The 16,253-nt window shown below is 69.8% G+C and carries 12 protein-coding genes; 5 read left to right on the top strand and 7 right to left on the bottom strand.

Translation table 11 applies throughout. From position 1 onward, the window contains the following. Positions 1 to 223: 223 nt before the first annotated feature. Positions 224 to 529, top strand: a complete 306-nt coding sequence (locus OG352_RS08510) for a ferredoxin (RefSeq protein WP_329215773.1) — start codon at positions 224 to 226, stop codon at positions 527 to 529. 57 nt (positions 530 to 586) lie between these two features. Here the strand turns inward: OG352_RS08510 and OG352_RS08515 are convergent, their stop codons facing one another. The 3 genes from OG352_RS08515 to OG352_RS08525 form a co-directional block, all read right to left on the bottom strand. Next, a complete protein-coding gene (locus OG352_RS08515; protein ID WP_329215774.1) occupies positions 587 to 1,159 on the bottom strand; it encodes a hypothetical protein in 573 nt (190 codons plus the stop codon). Positions 1,160 to 1,378: 219 nt separating this feature from the next. After that, positions 1,379 to 2,281, bottom strand: coding sequence for a tRNA (adenine-N1)-methyltransferase (locus OG352_RS08520; protein WP_329215775.1), 903 nt, complete (start codon positions 2,279 to 2,281; stop codon positions 1,379 to 1,381). A gap of 52 nt (positions 2,282 to 2,333) precedes the next feature. Beyond that, the gene (locus tag OG352_RS08525; protein WP_329215776.1) at positions 2,334 to 3,866 is read right to left on the bottom strand and encodes a site-2 protease family protein; all 1,533 of its coding nucleotides are present in this window, start codon (positions 3,864 to 3,866) and stop codon (positions 2,334 to 2,336) included. A 186-nt stretch (positions 3,867 to 4,052) separates the two neighbouring features. On the opposite strand from OG352_RS08525, the gene OG352_RS08530 reads away from it, so the two are divergent. Both OG352_RS08530 and OG352_RS08535 read left to right on the top strand, forming a co-directional pair. Next, positions 4,053 to 5,033 carry a RecB family exonuclease gene (locus OG352_RS08530; RefSeq protein WP_329215777.1) on the top strand — a complete coding sequence of 327 codons (981 nt, stop codon included), beginning with the start codon at positions 4,053 to 4,055 and terminating at the stop codon, positions 5,031 to 5,033. A gap of 15 nt (positions 5,034 to 5,048) precedes the next feature. Beyond that, positions 5,049 to 5,720, top strand: a complete 672-nt coding sequence (locus tag OG352_RS08535; RefSeq protein ID WP_329215778.1) for a response regulator transcription factor — start codon at positions 5,049 to 5,051, stop codon at positions 5,718 to 5,720. 95 nt (positions 5,721 to 5,815) lie between these two features. Here OG352_RS08535 and OG352_RS08540 read toward each other — a convergent pair whose 3' ends face one another. The 4 genes from OG352_RS08540 to metH all read right to left on the bottom strand — a co-directional run bounded on the left by OG352_RS08540 (position 5,816) and on the right by metH (position 13,932). Then, positions 5,816 to 7,399 (bottom strand): ABC transporter substrate-binding protein, encoded by a 1,584-nt coding sequence (locus tag OG352_RS08540; protein WP_329215779.1) that lies wholly within the window; start codon positions 7,397 to 7,399, stop codon positions 5,816 to 5,818. Positions 7,400 to 7,470: 71 nt separating this feature from the next. Beyond that, complete coding sequence (locus OG352_RS08545; protein ID WP_329215780.1) at positions 7,471 to 9,078, bottom strand: ABC transporter substrate-binding protein; 1,608 nt, start codon at positions 9,076 to 9,078, stop codon at positions 7,471 to 7,473. A 479-nt stretch (positions 9,079 to 9,557) separates the two neighbouring features. Further along, a complete protein-coding gene (locus tag OG352_RS08550; protein WP_329215781.1) occupies positions 9,558 to 10,256 on the bottom strand; it encodes an HAD family hydrolase in 699 nt (232 codons plus the stop codon). A 151-nt stretch (positions 10,257 to 10,407) separates the two neighbouring features. Continuing rightward, the gene (metH, locus tag OG352_RS08555; protein WP_329215782.1) at positions 10,408 to 13,932 is read right to left on the bottom strand and encodes a methionine synthase; all 3,525 of its coding nucleotides are present in this window, start codon (positions 13,930 to 13,932) and stop codon (positions 10,408 to 10,410) included. 343 nt (positions 13,933 to 14,275) lie between these two features. On the opposite strand from metH, the gene OG352_RS08560 reads away from it, so the two are divergent. Beyond that, on the top strand, positions 14,276 to 15,040 hold the full coding sequence (locus tag OG352_RS08560; protein WP_329215783.1) for an IclR family transcriptional regulator: 765 nt from the start codon (positions 14,276 to 14,278) through the stop codon (positions 15,038 to 15,040). 347 nt (positions 15,041 to 15,387) lie between these two features. After that, positions 15,388 to 16,182, top strand: a complete 795-nt coding sequence (locus OG352_RS08565) for an MIP/aquaporin family protein (RefSeq protein ID WP_329215784.1) — start codon at positions 15,388 to 15,390, stop codon at positions 16,180 to 16,182. Positions 16,183 to 16,253: the final 71 nt, after the last annotated feature.

Raw genomic sequence — 16,253 nt, forward strand, 5'->3', positions numbered from 1 at the left:
GGAGCTGGACGCTTCCAGACCCTACCTGGGTGGGTGTCGATTGAAACCCCTAGATCACAAAGACTGTCGGGGTGTGTCCGATCTTCACCCTTGCGCTCTCCCTCACGCCAGGGGGATACCCACGGAACATGCTCGGGAAGCGGCCGAGGGTAGGGTCGAAGTGTTCAACACCCGTCAGAGCCTGCATCGTTCCCTTGCGGCTCGACAGTAAACGGCAGGAGTTATGGGCGTGCAGCAGGAGGCCGGGGTCGGCGGCGAGGCGCTGGAGGTCTGGATCGACCAGGATCTCTGTACCGGTGACGGGATCTGCGTTCAGTACGCGCCGGAGGTGTTCGAGCTGGACATCGACGGTCTGGCTTATGTCAAGAGCGCGGACGACGAGCTGCTGCAGGCCAAGGGGGCCACGGCTCCGGTGCCGTTGCCGCTGCTGACGGACGTGGTGGACTCGTCGCGGGAGTGCCCGGGTGACTGCATTCATGTGCGGCGGGTTTCGGACAGCGTCGAGGTCTACGGTCCGGACGCGGAGTGAGGGTCCGGGTGCGGGCTGTGACGGCTGTCTGATTTCTCACAGGGCCGGTGGCCGGGATCAGACGCTGTGGGCGCCTGCGGGTGTCGAGCGGATGAACCTGTTGTCCTTCCACTGCCACTTGGCGCTGTCCTTCAGGTCGGGGCAGCAACTGGGTACGTCGGGTGTGGAGTAGCCGAGGAGTGTGGCGAGGACGGCTCCGTGGGCGACGGCGAGGCTGGTGACGGTTTTGCGGTCCTTGGGGGCGACGAGGGTGGCGACCACGCGCGCGTGGGTGCGGTCGGCGCTGTGGGTGAGGACGTAGACGCCGTCGGGCGGGGTGCCCATGGCGGCGTCGCAGTGGACGACGGCGACTGTTTCGGGGGTGCCGTCGCCGTCGAGGTCGCCGGTGGCCTGCTTGACGACGAGTGCCTGTACGGGGCCGCATTCGATGGGGAAGTCGACGCCTGTGGTGGCGGGGGCCACGGTGGTGGCGGGGGCGGGCTTGGCGTCGGTGGCCTGGGCGGCGGTCGCGGGTCTGGGCTGCAGGAGCGAGGAGAGCGCGATGACGCCGGCGAGGGCGGTGGCGGTCGCGACCCAGTGGATCGGCCGGGTGTGGGTGTGCGCCAGTTCCGGGACGGCGGGGTGCTGCACTAGGAGCGTCTCCTGTGATGGCTGTGCCGGTGGGGGTGGGGGGATTGGCCAGCATCGTGCCACACGTCACAGGGCGGGGGAACGGCGGGGTGCGGGGTTTCGGACGCCGGGTGCGGTGCGTGGGTGGGGGTCAACGGGAAGGCGCCGTGGTCGAGTTCCGGGTGTGGTGCGGGAACTCGGTCACGGCGCCTTGTCGTTGGGCGTGGTGTGGGGGCCGGGTCAGCGGCCGCTGCCTCCGTCGGCGTTGGGGCCGGAGTAGTCGTCGCCGTAGGCGCCCTTGGCGGGGCGGCGGCGGCGCATGGGGGGCTCGACGCCGTCGGCGAGGCGGCGGGCGGTGAGGAGGAAGCCGGTGTGGCCGATCATGCGGTGGTCCGGGCGGACGGCCAGGCCCTCGATGTGCCAGTTGCGGACCATCGACTCCCAGGCGCTCGGCTCGTTGAAGCAGCCGATCTCGCGGATGGACTCGACGGTCCGGGCGAGCTGGGTGGTGGTCGCGACGTAGCAGCAGACGATGCCGCCGGGCACGAGTGCCTTGGAGACGGCCTCGAGGCATTCCCAGGGGGCGAGCATATCGAGGATGACGCGGTCGACGTCGGTGTCGGAGAGGTTGTCCTGGAGGTCGCCGACGGTGAGCTGCCAGGCGGGGTGGGGGCCGCCGAAGTAACGCTCGACGTTCTGCTGGGCGATCTCGGCGAAGTCCTCGCGACGCTCGTAGCTGTGCAGCATCCCCTGGTCGCCGATGGCGCGCAGCAGGAAGCTGCTCAGCGAGCCGGAGCCGACGCCTGCTTCGACGACGCGGGCGCCGGGGAAGATGTCGGCGAAGGCGAGGATCTGCCCCGCGTCCTTGGGGTAGACCACGGCGGCGCCGCGGGGCATGGACAGGACGTAGTCGGGGAGCAGGGGGCGCAGCGCGAGGTAGGCGACGTTCCCGGTGGTGCGGACAACGCTGCCCTCGGGTGCGCCGATCAGTTCGTCGTGCGGGAAGGAACCCTTGTGGGTGTGGAAATTCTTCCCGGCTTCGAGCGTGAACGTGTAGTGGCGGCCCTTGGGGTCGGTCAGCTGAACCTGGTCCCCGACCTTGAAGGGCCCGCGCCTGCGGGCGGCACCGGTCGGTTCGGACATGTGAACAGCCTACCGGGGTTTGCCGGGGCCGCCGACCACCGCGTCGGCCGGGCTAGGAGGGCCTGGCCATGGCTTTGACGAAGGCGCGCTCGACGTCGGCGGCGGACAGGACGCCGAAGATCTCGCCGGTCTCCTCGACGACGAGGTACTCGGTGGCAGGGGTGGCGCGCAGGACGTCGAGGAGGTCCTCGCCGGCGAGTTCGGCGGAGATCCGCATGCCGTCGTCGAGGTCCTGGGCGAGGCCGCTGACGGCGACCCAGGGGCGGCGGTGTTCGGGTACGCCGACGATGGCGGCCTCGCGGACGAGGGAGAGGGGTTGGCCGTGGGCGTCGACGACGACGAGGGCGCGGGCGCCGGCGTCGTTGGCGCGGCGCAGGGCCTCGGAGAGGGGGGTCTGCGTCTCGACGGGGACGGCGCGGCGGGTGAGGGTGCGGGCGCGCAGTTCGGGGAGGTGTTCGCGCAGGCGGGCCATGCGCAGGCTGTTGCCGGCGCCGGTCCAGATGATCGCGGCGAGGATGGCGGCCAGGAGGGCGTCGGTGACGGTGTCCATGCCGACGCTGTCCTCGGCGCCGGAGCCGAGGGCGCCGGACTGGGTGAGCAGGGGCAGTCCGATGAGGACGGAGACGGCGAGGGCGCGGCCGACCCAGGCGGCGGCGACGGTGCCGCTCATGGGCTTGCCGGTGATCTTCCAGACGACGGCGCGGAGCATGCGGCCGCCGTCGAGGGGGAGGCCGGGCAGGAGGTTGAAGATCGCCACGATGAGGTTGGAGATCATCAGGCCGGCCAGCAGGACGCCGGGGACGGTGCCGGGCTCGACGGGCTGCATGGCGAGGTAGAAGAGGCCGGAGAGGGCGAGGGAGAGGAGCGGGCCGACGAAGGCGAGCCAGAACTCGCGGCCGGGGGTCTCGGCTTCCTTCTCGATCTCGGAGACGCCGCCGAAGAACTGGAGCTGGATGCGGCGGACGGGGAGTTTGAAGCGGAGGGCGGCGACGGTGTGGGCGAGTTCGTGGATGAGTACGGAGGCGTAGAAGGCGACGGCGAAGAAGAGGGAGACGAGGTAGCGGGCGGCGCCGAGTTCGGGCAGTACGCGGTCGAGCTGGCCGCCGAAGACCCAGGTGATGAGGGCGGCGACGAGGAACCAGCTCGGGGCGACGTAGACGGGTACGCCGAAGGGGCGGCCCATGAGGATGCCGCCGCGGGGCTGCTCCGGGGGGCGCGGGGGCGGGGGGCCTTTGGGGAGGGTCGGGGTGGGGGGTACGGGTTGCCCGGCCTCGATCTCGGCCTCGATCTCGGGCTCGGCCTCGGGCTTGGCCTCGGGTTCAGGCTTGACCTCGGGTTCGCCTTCGGCAAGCTTCTCGTTCTCACCCGTACTGCCCGTGTTGCCCGTACTCCCCGTGTTGCCCGTGTTGCCCGTGTTGCCCGTGTTGCCCGTGTTGCCCGTGCTACCGGTGGTGTTTTCGTCGTCGGGCTCCGGTGCGTCCGGGGTCCGGGCGAGGTCGGTGGCCGGAGACGCAGGTGTGGCGGGGTGCTCGGCCGACTGTTCGTTGTCCGGCCGCGGCCGCCCGCTCCCGCCGCTTTCCACCACGGTGTCCCCTCGATCGAAGCGTCTCCCGCTCGTGCCGGGCGGGAGGGTCTCGGACCGATGGTATGCGGCGGTCGGGACGTGTTCCGCCCCGGCACCCCCTGTGTTTCCCCGCTCGTCGCCGCTGTTCGGGGTGAGGTGGGGTGCGGGGCTGGGTGACTGTCAGTGGTGGGCCGTATGGTCTGAGGCATGGAGAGCAGCAGCGAGGACGTCGTCCCGGCGGGCGACGGCGGTGTGGTGGGCGGTGTGGTGGAGGTTGCGGCGCAGGCGGGGGCGGCCGTGCCCGAGGCGGTGGTGGCGGCCGTCGCCGTGGCGCCTGCCTCGCTGTCTCCGTCGCGGGCCGGTGATTTCATGCAGTGCCCGCTGCTGTACCGGTTCCGGGTGATCGACCGGCTGCCGGAGAAGCCGAGCCCGGCGGCGACGAAGGGGACGCTGGTGCACGCGGTCCTGGAGCGGTTGTTCGACGCGCCGGCGGCCGAGCGGACGGCGCCGCAGGCCAAGTCGCTGATCCCGGGTCAGTGGGACCGGCTGCGGGAGTCGCGGCCGGAGGTCGGGGAGCTGTTCGCCGACGATCCGGCGGGTGAGCGGCTGGCGGGCTGGCTGGCGGAGGCGGAGGGGCTGGTCGAGCGCTGGTTCACGCTGGAGGATCCGACGCGGCTGGAGCCCGCCGAGCGGGAGCTGTTCGTCGAGGCGGAGCTGGAGTCGGGGCTGCGGTTGCGCGGGATCATCGACCGGGTCGATGTGGCGCCCACCGGTGAGGTGCGGATCGTCGACTACAAGACGGGCAAGGCGCCCCGCGCGGAGTACGCCGACGGGGCGCTGTTCCAGATGAAGTTCTACGCCCTGGTGGTGTGGCGGCTGAAGAACGTGATTCCGCGCCGGCTCCAGCTCGTCTATCTCGGCAGTGGGGATGTGCTGACCTACGATCCCGTCCTCGCCGATCTCCAGCAGGTCGAGCGCAAGTTGCTGGCGCTGTGGGAGGCGATCCGGCTGGCGACGGAGACGGGTGAGTGGCGGCCGCGGCCGACCAAGCTGTGCGGCTGGTGCGACCATCAGGCGCACTGTCCGGAGTTCGGCGGCACTCCCCCGCCGTATCCGCTTCCGGTGACGTCGCCGGTGAGGGCGGCCGAGTCCGAGGGCGGGGCGCAGGGCAGAATGGGGCCGGGCTAGAGAAGGAGACTTATCGTGGCCATCCGCGTCCTACTGGTCGATGACCAGCCGCTGCTGCGCACGGGCTTCCGGATGATTCTGGAGGCCGAGCAGGACATCGCGGTCGTCGGCGAGGCCGGGGACGGTCTGCAGGCTCTCGACCAGGTGCGGGCGTTGCAGCCCGATGTGGTGCTGATGGACATCCGCATGCCGCGGATGGACGGGGTGGAGGCGACCCGGCAGATCACCGGGCCGGGGCGGGACGGTCCGGCGAAGGTGCTGGTGCTGACCACGTTCGATCTCGACGAGTACGTGGTGGAGGCGCTGCGGGCCGGGGCGAGCGGGTTCCTGCTGAAGGACGCGCCGGCCAACGAGCTGGTGCAGGCGATCCGGGTGGTGGCGGCCGGTGAGGCCATGCTGGCGCCGAGCATCACGCGCCGGCTGCTGGACAAGTACGCGACGCATCTGCCGTCGGGCGACGAGCCGGTGCCGGACGCGCTGAACACGCTCACCGACCGTGAGGTGGAGGTGCTGAAGCTGGTGGCGCGGGGTCTGTCGAACGCCGAGGTCGCCGCCGATCTGTTCGTCAGTGAGACGACCGTGAAGACGCACGTGGGGCATGTGCTGACGAAGCTGGGGCTGCGCGACCGGGTGCAGGCCGCGGTGTACGCGTACGAGAGCGGTCTGGTGCGTCCCGGCGCGCAGTAGGTCGCAGCAGGTCACGGTTACGGGGTACGGCACGCGAGTACGGCGACAAGGCGCCTCTCCCACCGGGAGGGGCGCCCTGTCGCGTGGTACGGCTGTCAGCCCTTGCTGAGTTCCCAGAAGCGGAACACGGTCGAGGCGTCCAGGCAGTTCTCCAGGCCGTAGACGTTGTCGCCGACGATCGCGTACTGCCTGGCCTGCCAGATCGGCAGGACGGGGAGCTGTTCGGCGACGATGTCCTGGATCTCGGCGTAGTCGGGGCCGGTGGCGGTGCGGTCGCTCTGGGCGGCGGTGCGCGGGAGGAGCGTGCCGGTGATGGCGTCGTCGGTGTAGTTGTTGCCGAGCACGTTGCCCTTGCCGAAGAAGGGCGAGGTGAAGTTGTCGGCGTCCGGGTAGTCGGGCACCCAGCCCTTGACGTAGACGCCGTACTTGCCGGCGGCTATGTCCTTCTCGTACTGGTCGTAGGCGACGGACTGGACGTCGGCGTCGAACAGGCCGCTGGCGTTGAGCTGGGCGGCGATGGCCGTCAGTTCCTGGTCGGTGGCGGGGCCGTAGCGGGACGGGGTGGACCAGAGGGTGAGCTTCACCTTGCCGGTGATGCCGTCGTCGGCGAGGGCGGCGGCGGCCTTGGCCTGGGAGGGGCGGGCGCCGTAGCGGTCGAAGAAGGCGGTGTTGTGGCCCGCGATGCCGGCCGGGATGATCGAGTAGAGGGGGTCGGCGGTGCCCTGGTAGACGTCCTTGATGAGGGCTTCGCGGTCGATCAGGTGGGCGATGGCCCGGCGGACGCCGAGCTTTCCGGCGACGGGGTCGGTCATGTTGAAGACGAGGTGCTGGACCTCGGCGCTGCTGCCCTCGACGGCCTCGGCGCCCGCGTCGGCGGTGGTGTGCTGGAGGTCGGCGATGTCGGCGGCGGTCAGGCCCCGGTAGGCGATGTCGACGTCGCCGGCGAGCAGCGCCTGCTTGAGGGCCTTCTGGTCGCCTCCGAAGAACTTCAGGGTGACGCCGGTGTTCTGGGCGTCGCCGGCGGTGCCCTTGTAGTTCTCGTTGACGGAGAAGGCGGCTTCGTCGTCGCCGAAGGAGTCCAGCTTGTAGGGGCCGGAGCCGACGGCGCCGCCGTCCTCGCGCAGGCCGTCGGCGTCGTACTCCTTGTGGTCGACGATGGAGCCGGCGCCCGAGGCGATCTTGCTGGGGAAGGTGGCGTCGGGGCTCTTCAGTCGGAAGACGACGGTCTTGGCGTCGGGTGTCTCGACCTTGTCGAGCGTGGAGAACATGACCGCCGGGCCGTCGTCGTCGTTGATCTTCAGCGTGCGGTCGAAGGAGAACTTGACGTCTTCGGAGGTGAGCGCGTCGCCGTTGCTGAACTTCAGGCCGTCCTTCAGCGTGCACGAGTAGACCTGGGTCTTCGTGTCGGTGAAGGAGCACTCCTTCGCAGCGTCCGGCTCGGGTTCGGTGCCGCCCTTGGGGAAGCTCAGCAGGGACTGGAAGACGTTGTTGAACAACAGCCAGGAGCCTGGGTCGTAGCCGGACGCCGGGTCCGTGGCGAGGACGTCGTCGGACATTCCCAGGACGACGGAGGAGGCGTCGCCCCCGGATCCTCCGCTCTGGGTGCCGCAGCCGGTCAACAGGCCGGAGGCCAGTCCCGCCACGATGGGCAGGACCGGCCACTGGTTGCGCATGTTCACGAAATGCCTTGTCGTCGGTTGTCGTCACACCGGAGCCGCCGTCCCGGGCCCCGGACCGTCTGGGGGTTCGGTCAGTTGCTGACGCCTCGGCCGAGCTCCCACAGTTGGAGGGTCGCGGAGGAGTTCAGCGCGTACGCCGTGCCCGTGATGTCGTTGTTGGCGGCGACGTACTGCTTGCCCTGCCACAGCGGCAGGATCGGAACGTCCTCGGCGACGATGTCCTGAATCTCCGTCAGGCTCTTGGCGGCGCTGAGGCGGTCGGCCTCGCGGCGGGAGGCCGGGATCAGGTCGGTAATGATGTCGCGGTTGGCGTAGGCGGACTTGAGGACGTTGTCCTTGTCGAGGAACGGCGCGACGAAGTTGTCGGCGTCGGGGAAGTCGGGGAACCAGCCCATGCCGTAGACGGCGTACTCGCCCTTGTGCTGGGCCGGGACGAACGACTCCCAGGGGGTGCCCTCGATGGAGACGTCGAACAGGCCGCTGTCGTTCAGCTGCTTCTGCAGCGTCTCGAACTCCAGCTTCGTGGCCGGGCCGTAGTGGTCGGTCGTGTAGTGCAGCGTCAGCTTCACCGGGGTGGTGATGTCCGCGTCGGCCAGCAGGGTCTTGGCCTTGCCGGCGTTCGGGTCGCCGTAGGTGTTGAAGAAGGAGTTGGAGTGGCCGATGAGGGTGGCCGGGACCAGCGAGTAGAGGGGCTCGGCCTGGGAGCCGTACACCTTGCTGACGAGCTCGGCGCGGTTGACGACCTGGGCCATCGCCTGGCGCACGGCCTTGGCCTTGACCTTCGGGGCGGTGGTGTTGAAGGCCAGGTAGCGGATCTCGAGGCCGTTGAGCTCGACCATGTCGATGTCCCCGCTGACGGAGCCCGCGGAGAGCTTCTGGATCTGCTCGGGCGACATGGTGCGGGTCATGAGGTCGACGTCGCCCTTCTGGAGGGCGGTTCCCATGGCGTCGGCGTCCTTGTAGGAGACCATGTCGACCTCGTCGTTGTTCACCTTCAGCGTCCCCTTGTAGTGGGCGTTCCTGGTGAACACGGCCTTGGTCATCTCGTCGCCGTCGGTCTCGGCCTTGAGGGTGTAGGGGCCGGAGCCGTCGACCGCGAAGCCGTCGCGCAGCTTGCCCTTCTCGTAGTCGTCGGGGTTGACGATGCCGGCGACCGGGGTCGACAACTTGAAGGGGAAAGTGGCGTCGGCGGTCTTGAGATGGAAGATGACTTCGTTGTCGCCCTGCGTTTCGATGGTGTCGATCGTGGAGAGCAGGGCGAACACGCCGGAGTCGGCCTTGATGGTGCGGGCGCGCTCGATGGAGAACTTGACGTCCTCGGCGGTGACGGCGTCGCCGTCCGCGAACTTCAGGCCGCTGCGCAGCTTGCAGGCGTAGCGCTCGTTGCCGCTGTCGGTGAAGCTGCAGCTCTGGGCCGCCTCGGGGACGGGCTCGCCCTCGCCCTTGGGCTGGATCATCAGGGTCTGCACGGTCTGGCGCAGGATGTTCCAGGTGCCGACGTCGTAGGAGTAGGCGGGGTCGAGCGGCGCCGGGGCGTCCTTGGTGGCGGTGAACCGGTCGGTGGTGCCGACGACGATGGCGTCACCGCTGCCGCCGGCGCTTTCGGACGCGCCGCAGGCGGCGAGTACGGGCGCGAGCAGACCGGCCACAGCCGGCAGCGCCAAAGTCTTGCGGTTCATGCTCGAGTTTCTCCACAGCTGTCGGTCCGTGTATCCGGCATGCAGGGATGTCGCGGCGGATCACGGGGTTAGGGCGATGGTCCCGCCACGAGGTTAGTCCGCAGCGGCACGAGGGGTCGCGGCCACCGGAGCTGAAAGCCCATCACACAGCGAAACCGGCCGTGGACGCACTGAACAAACGTCAGCGGAAGGATTCGTACGACGAATCACCAATCGGGACACAAGGACGCACCCGGCCCCCTCGATGAGAGCCCGGAAACACACGGAGAGTCATCTGTCGACCCCCGGCCAGGTGGGGAACGTCACATGCTCGAAAGGCTTCGGAGGGGCCGGAATTCAGCCGTCTTGGAGGCACCGGTGAAGATCCGAATTCCCCCGCGCGCGCACCCGCCGAATTCCTTGTCGTCGGCGGTGCACGCTGGGTGAACGCCCTATCGCAATTCCCGTCGCCGACCGCTCTTCAATGATCGTCTCGGGGATCAGCGGAGCGGCATCAGGCCACGTAGAAAAGGCAGGTCGACCTGTTCCAGGGAGGGGACGACGGTGCGTCGCGCGGACGGCGCGATGGGTGCCACGGAGGGCACCGCGACGACGTGACAGCCCGCCGCCTCCGCCGAGGCGACGCCGGTCGCGGTGTCCTCGACGACGGCGCATCTGGCGGGGTCCACGCCCAGTCCGGCGGCGGCGAACAGGTAGGGGTCGGGGTACGGCTTGGTGCGCGGGACCTCGTCGCCGGCCACGGTGAGGTGGAAGTTGCCGGCGCCGAGCGAGGCGAGGACGCGGTCGATGATGCGCCGGTGGGAGGCGGAGACGAGGGCGGTGGGGATGCCGTGCTCGGCCAGTTCGTCGAGCAGCCGGGCGGCGCCCGGCATCAGGGGCAGGGAGCGGGTGATGCGGTCCTCGAAGCCGTCGTTGAGCAGGACGGTCAGGTCGACGAGGGCGATCTCGGCCCCGGTCGCCTCGATCAGGAACCCGGCGCTGCGGGTCATCGGGCCGCCGACCACGACATGGCGCCAGGAGTCGTCGAGGGCGTGGCCGAGTCCGGCGAAGATCTCGACCTCGACGTCCCACCAGAAGCCCTCGGTGTCCACCAGGGTGCCGTCCATGTCGAGGAGCACGGCCTGCAGGGCTGAGCCCTCGGCCGTTCGGGTCACTGACGCGGGAACCGTGCTGGTCATCCACGTACCTCCTTGAGGGACGAGCAGGCCGGTTCCCGCGGGGGAACCGGCCTGCAGTGGACCGACCAGTGTACGACCTGTCCGATCAGTGTGCTCAGTGGCACGCCTGGCACCGTCCGTACGTCACCGCGCGTGCGTCACCGCGCGTGCGTCACCGCGCGTTGAAGTACTTCGCCTCGGGGTGGTGGATCACGATGGCGTCCGTGGACTGCTCGGGGTGCAGCTGGAACTCCTCGGAGAGGTGGACGCCGATCCGCTCGGGCCGGAGCAGGTCGGCGATCTTGGCGCGGTCCTCCAGGTTGGGGCAGGCGCCGTAGCCGAGGGAGAAGCGGGCGCCGCGGTACTTCAGGGCGAACATGTCCTCGACGTCGGCGGGATCCTCGCCGGCGAAGCCGAGTTCGGCGCGCACGCGCGCGTGCCAGTACTCGGCGAGGGCCTCCGCCAACTGCACGGACAGACCGTGCAGTTCGAGGTAGTCGCGGTAGGAGTTCGACTCGAAGAGCTTGGCGGTCTCCTCGCCGATGCGGTTGCCGACGGTGACGATCTGGAGGCCGACGACGTCCGTCTCCCCCGACTCCTCCGGGCGGAAGAAGTCGGCCAGGCACAGGCGGCGGCCGCGGCGCTGGCGGGGGAAGGTGAAGCGGGTGCGTTCGTTGCCCCGCTCGTCCAGGATGATCAGGTCGTCGTCCTTGGACACGCAGGGGAAGTAGCCGTAGACGACGGCGGCTTCGAGGAGGTTGTCGGTCTGGAGCTTGTCCAGCAGGCCGCGCAGCCGGGGCCGGCCCTCGGTCTCGACGAGTTCCTCGTAGGTCGGTCCGTCGCCGGTGCGGGCCTGCTTCAGGCCCCACTGGCCCTTGAACAGGGCGCCCTCGTCGAGCCAGGAGGCGTACTCCTTGAGCTGGATGCCCTTGATGACGCGCGTGCCGTCGAACGGCGGCCTGGGGACGGGGTTGTCGGTGGAGACGTCGGAGCGGACGTGCCCCTCCTCCGGGCGGTCCTCGACCTCGACGACGGCCGCGGCGGCGTCGGCGCGGACCCGGCGCTGCTTCAGCTCGGGCAGCTTCGCGCCGGGCACGCCCCGCTTGACGCCGATGAGGGCGTCCATGAGGCGCAGGCCCTCGAAGGCGTCGCGGGCGTAGCGGACCTCGCCCTCGTAGATCTCGTGCAGGTCCTGCTCGACGTACGCCCTGGTCAGGGCGGCGCCGCCGAGGATGACCGGGTAGTTCGCCGCGAGGCCGCGCTGGTTGAGCTCCTCCAGGTTCTCCTTCATGATCACCGTGGACTTGACCAGCAGGCCGGACATGCCGATGACGTCGGCGCGGTGCTCGGCGGCAGCGTCCAGGATCGCGGAGACCGGCTGCTTGATGCCGAGGTTGACGACGGTGTAGCCGTTGTTGGACAGGATGATGTCGACGAGGTTCTTGCCGATGTCGTGGACGTCGCCGCGGACGGTGGCCAGCACGATGGTGCCCTTGCCGTCGTCGTCGGTCTTCTCCATGTGCGGTTCGAGGTGGGCGACCGCGGTCTTCATGATCTCGGCGGACTGGAGCACGAACGGCAGTTGCATCTGGCCGGAGCCGAACAGTTCGCCGACGACCTTCATGCCGTCCAGCAGGGTCTCGTTGACGATGTCCAGGGCCGGGCGGCTCTGCAGCGCCTCGTCGAGGTCGGCCTCCAGGCCGTTCTTCTCGCCGTCGATGACGCGGCGCTTGAGGCGCTCGTCCAGGGGCAGGGCGGCGAGTTCCTCGGCCCTGCCTGCCTTGAGGGACTTCGCCGTGGCGCCCTCGAAGAGCTGCATGAGCTTCTGGAGCGGGTCGTACCCCTCGGCCCTGCGGTCATGGATGAGGTCGAGGGCGGTCCGCACCTCCTCCTCGCTGAAGCGGGCGATGGGCAGGATCTTCGACGCGTGGACGATCGCCGAGTCCAGGCCCGCCTTGACGCACTCGTCGAGGAAGACGGAGTTGAGCAGGATGCGGGCGGCCGGGTTGAGGCCGAAGGAGATGTTCGACAGGCCCAGGGTGGTCTGGACGTCGGGGTGTCGGCGCTTGAGCTCGCGGATCGCCTCGATGGTGGCGACGCCGTCGCCGCGGGACTCCTCCTGACCGGTGCAGATGGTGAAGGTCAGGGTGTCGATGAGGATGTCCTCCTCGCGGATGCCCCAGTTCCCGGTGAGGTCGTCGATGAGCCGTTCGGCGATCTCGACCTTCTTCTCGGGGGTGCGGGCCTGGCCCACCTCGTCGATGGTCAGCGCGATCAGCGCGGCGCCGTGCTCCTGGGCCAGCTTGGTGACCTTGGCGAAGCGGGACTCGGGGCCGTCGCCGTCCTCGTAGTTCACGGAGTTGATGACCGCGCGGCCGCCGAGCTTCTCCAGGCCGGCCCGGATGACCTCGACCTCGGTGGAGTCCAGGACGATCGGCAGGGTGGAGGCGGTGGCGAAGCGGCCGGCGAGTTCCGCCATGTCGGCGACGCCGTCGCGGCCCACGTAGTCCACGCACAGGTCGAGCAGGTGCGCGCCCTCGCGGATCTGCTCGCGGGCCAGCTCGACGCAGTCGTCCCAGCGGCCCTCCAGCATGGCCTCGCGGAACTTCTTGGAGCCGTTGGCGTTGGTGCGCTCCCCGATGGCCAGGTACGAGGTGTCCTGGCGGAAGGGGACCGTCTGGTAGAGGGAGGCGGCGCCGGCCTCGGGGCGGGGGTCGCGGGGCGGCGGGGTGAGGCCGCGGACCCGTTCGACGACCTGGCGCAGGTGCTCGGGGGTGGTGCCGCAGCAGCCGCCGACCAGGGACAGGCCGTAGTCGCGGACGAAGTTCTCCTGCGCGTCGGCGAGCTCCGGCGCGCTCAGCGGGTAGTGGGCGCCGTCCTTGCCGAGCACCGGCAGGCCCGCGTTCGGCATACAGGCCAGCGGGATGCGCGCGTTGCGGGCCAGGTAGCGCAGGTGCTCGCTCATCTCGGCCGGGCCGGTGGCGCAGTTCATGCCGATCATGTCGATGCCGAGCGGCTCCAGCGCCGTCAGGGCGGCGCCGATCTCCGAGCCGAGCAGCATGGTGCCGGTCGTCTCGACGGTCACGGAGACGATCAGCGGCACGTCCAGGCCGGCCAGCTCGCGGGCGCGGTGGGCGCCCAGCACGGCGGCCTTGGTCTGCAGCAGGTCCTGGGTGGTCTCGACGATGAGCGCGTCGGCGCCGCCGGTGATGAGGCCCTCGGCGTTGCGCTGATAGGCGTCGCGCAGCGTGGTGAAGCCGATGTGGCCGAGGGTGGGCAGCTTGGTGCCGGGGCCGATCGAGCCCAGCACCCAGCGGGTGCGGCCGTCGCGGGCGGCGAAGGCGTCGGCGGTCTCACGGGCGATGCGGGCGCCCGCCTCGGACAGCTCGTACACCCGTTCGGGGATGTCGTACTCGACCATGGCGGAGTGGTTTGCGCCGAACGTGTTGGTCTCGACGCAGTCCACGCCCGCGTCGAAGTACTCCTCGTGCACGGAGCGGACGATGTCCGGCCGGGTGATGTTGAGGATCTCGTTGCAGCCCTCGAGGTTCTCGAAGTCCTCGAGGGTGGGCTCCTGGGCCTGGAGCATGGTGCCCATGGCTCCGTCGGCCACAACCACTCGGGTGGCCAGGGCCTCTCGGAGCGCGGACACACGGGTCCGGCTGTCGGCGGAAGGGGTCGGCGGCACAGAGGCCATGGAAGGGCTCCCTCGGATGCGACGGCTGTCGGCTTTGTGTCACCTCAGGATGCGGGCAGAGCGGCATCCTGGGGAGAGCGCACGCCGTCAGGGTAGCCGGACGGAGGCCTTATGGTCAGGGGCGTCCACGGGACGGACGAACGTGGCGCGGGGGACGCGGCCCAGGGAGCGGGCGGGGCCCGGGCGCGTCGCTCCGGGGGACGAGTGACGTAACGCGTATCCGAACGCGAATCGGCCGACCGTTGGCGGGATGTCGGCATGGACCGGTAGTGTTCGACATTGCCGAACGGCGGTGGCAACTACCGCGCGTGGTTCGGTCGAAGGGGACGGAGGCAGGACGGCGATGGCACGGAACATCCAGTCGGTCGAACGTGCGGCCGCGATGCTGCGGCTGCTCGCGGGCGGCGAGCGGCGCCTGGGCCTGTCGGACATCGCCTCGTCCACGGGCCTGGCCAAGGGCACCGCCCACGGCATCCTGCGCACCCTCCAGCACGAGGGCTTCGTCGAGCAGGACGACGCCTCCGGGCGCTACCAGCTCGGCGCGGAGCTGCTGCGCCTGGGCACCACCTACCTGGATGTGCACGAGCTGCGCGCGCGTGCCCTGGTGTGGACGGACGACCTGGCCCGCTCCAGCGGCGAGAGCGTCCACCTGGGGGTGCTGCACCAGCAGGGCGTGCTGATCGTGCACCACGTCTTCCGGCCCGACGACAGCCGGCAGGTGCTGGAGATCGGGGCCATGCAGCCGTTGCACTCCACGGCCCTGGGCAAGGTGCTGTCGGCCTACGACCCGGTCGCGCACAGCGAGGCCCTGGAGGCCGAGCGCAAGCCCTTCACGGACCGTACGGTGTGCGAGCCGGAGGCCTTCGAGCACATCCTCGACCTCACGCGCGCGCGTGGGTACGCGGCCGACGTGGAGGAGACCTGGGAGGGCGTGGCCTCCATCGCCGCGCCCATCCACGACCGGCGCCGCATGCCCGTCGGCGCGGTCGGCATCACGGGCGCCGTGGAGCGGCTGGGCCGGGACGGCGAGCTGCGCCCCGAGCTGATCGCGGCGGTGCGCGACTGCGCCCGCGCGGTGTCACGGGACCTGGGCGCCGGGCGCTTCTGAGAAGTACGCGAGAGCGGGCCGGGACGTCGGACGACGTTCCGGCCTGTGGCATACGCCGAAATCGACCCTGAAGTGGACAAAAGGGCGAGAGTATGCGCACTGGCGCCAAGATCGATAAGCCGCACCGATCAATAACGATCGCGTTTTCGATAACAGCACTCTTGACGCACACGTAACGCCAGGACAAGACTCCCGTCCATCGGTCGGCATTGTCGAACACCTGACGGCAATACACGCTAGAGTGTGACAACGCCACAGGCCGGCATCGCTCTCACCCCCGAGGGCGCTCGAACCCCCGGCGGGAACCGGGGTTCGGCTTCCCTGGACGAAGGACAAAGGAGTCGCGGGTGTCCAGCTCCGACATCTTCATCGGCGAGACCATCGGTACCGCCATACTCATCCTGCTCGGCGGTGGCGTCTGCGCCGCCGTCACGCTGAAGGCCTCGAAGGCCCGAGGCGCCGGCTGGCTCGCCATCACCTTCGGGTGGGGTTTTGCCGTTCTGACGGCCGTCTACACCTCGGCGCCGCTCTCCGGCGCCCACCTCAACCCGGCGGTCACCCTCGCACTCGCGATCAAGGACGACGACTGGAGCAACGTTCCGGTCTACTGGGCCGGGCAGCTGCTCGGAGCCGCCATCGGCGCCACCCTGGTCTGGGTCGCCTACTACGGCCAGTTCCAGGCTCACCTCACCGACGAGGAGATCGTCGGCAAGCCGGACGCGCGGGCCACGAGCGGCAAGTCCGTCGAGGCGCGGGAACAGGCCGCAGGCCCGGTCCTGGGCATCTTCTCCACCGGCCCCGAGGTCCGCGTCGTCTGGCAGAACCTGGCCACGGAGATCATCGGCACGACCGTGCTGGTGCTGGCCGTCCTCACGCAGGGCCTCAACGACAAGGGCAACGGCCTCGGCACCCTGGGCGCGCTGATCACCGCGCTCGTGGTCGTCTCGATCGGCCTGTCCCTCGGCGGCCCGACCGGATACGCGATCAACCCGGCCCGTGACCTCGGTCCGCGCATCGTGCACTCCCTCCTGCCCCTGCCCAACAAGGGCGGCTCCGACTGGAGCTACGCCTGGATCCCGGTGGTCGGTCCGCTGATCGGCGGCGCGATCGCTGCAGGCATCTACAACGTCGCTTTTGCTTGAGAGCACCAGCAGAGCACCAGCCACACCGTGTAGTCGGCAGCGCCGTACAGACAGCACCTCACCCACGGAAC

This window comes from Streptomyces sp. NBC_01485 (assembly GCF_036227125.1).
GTDB lineage: Bacteria > Actinomycetota > Actinomycetes > Streptomycetales > Streptomycetaceae > Streptomyces.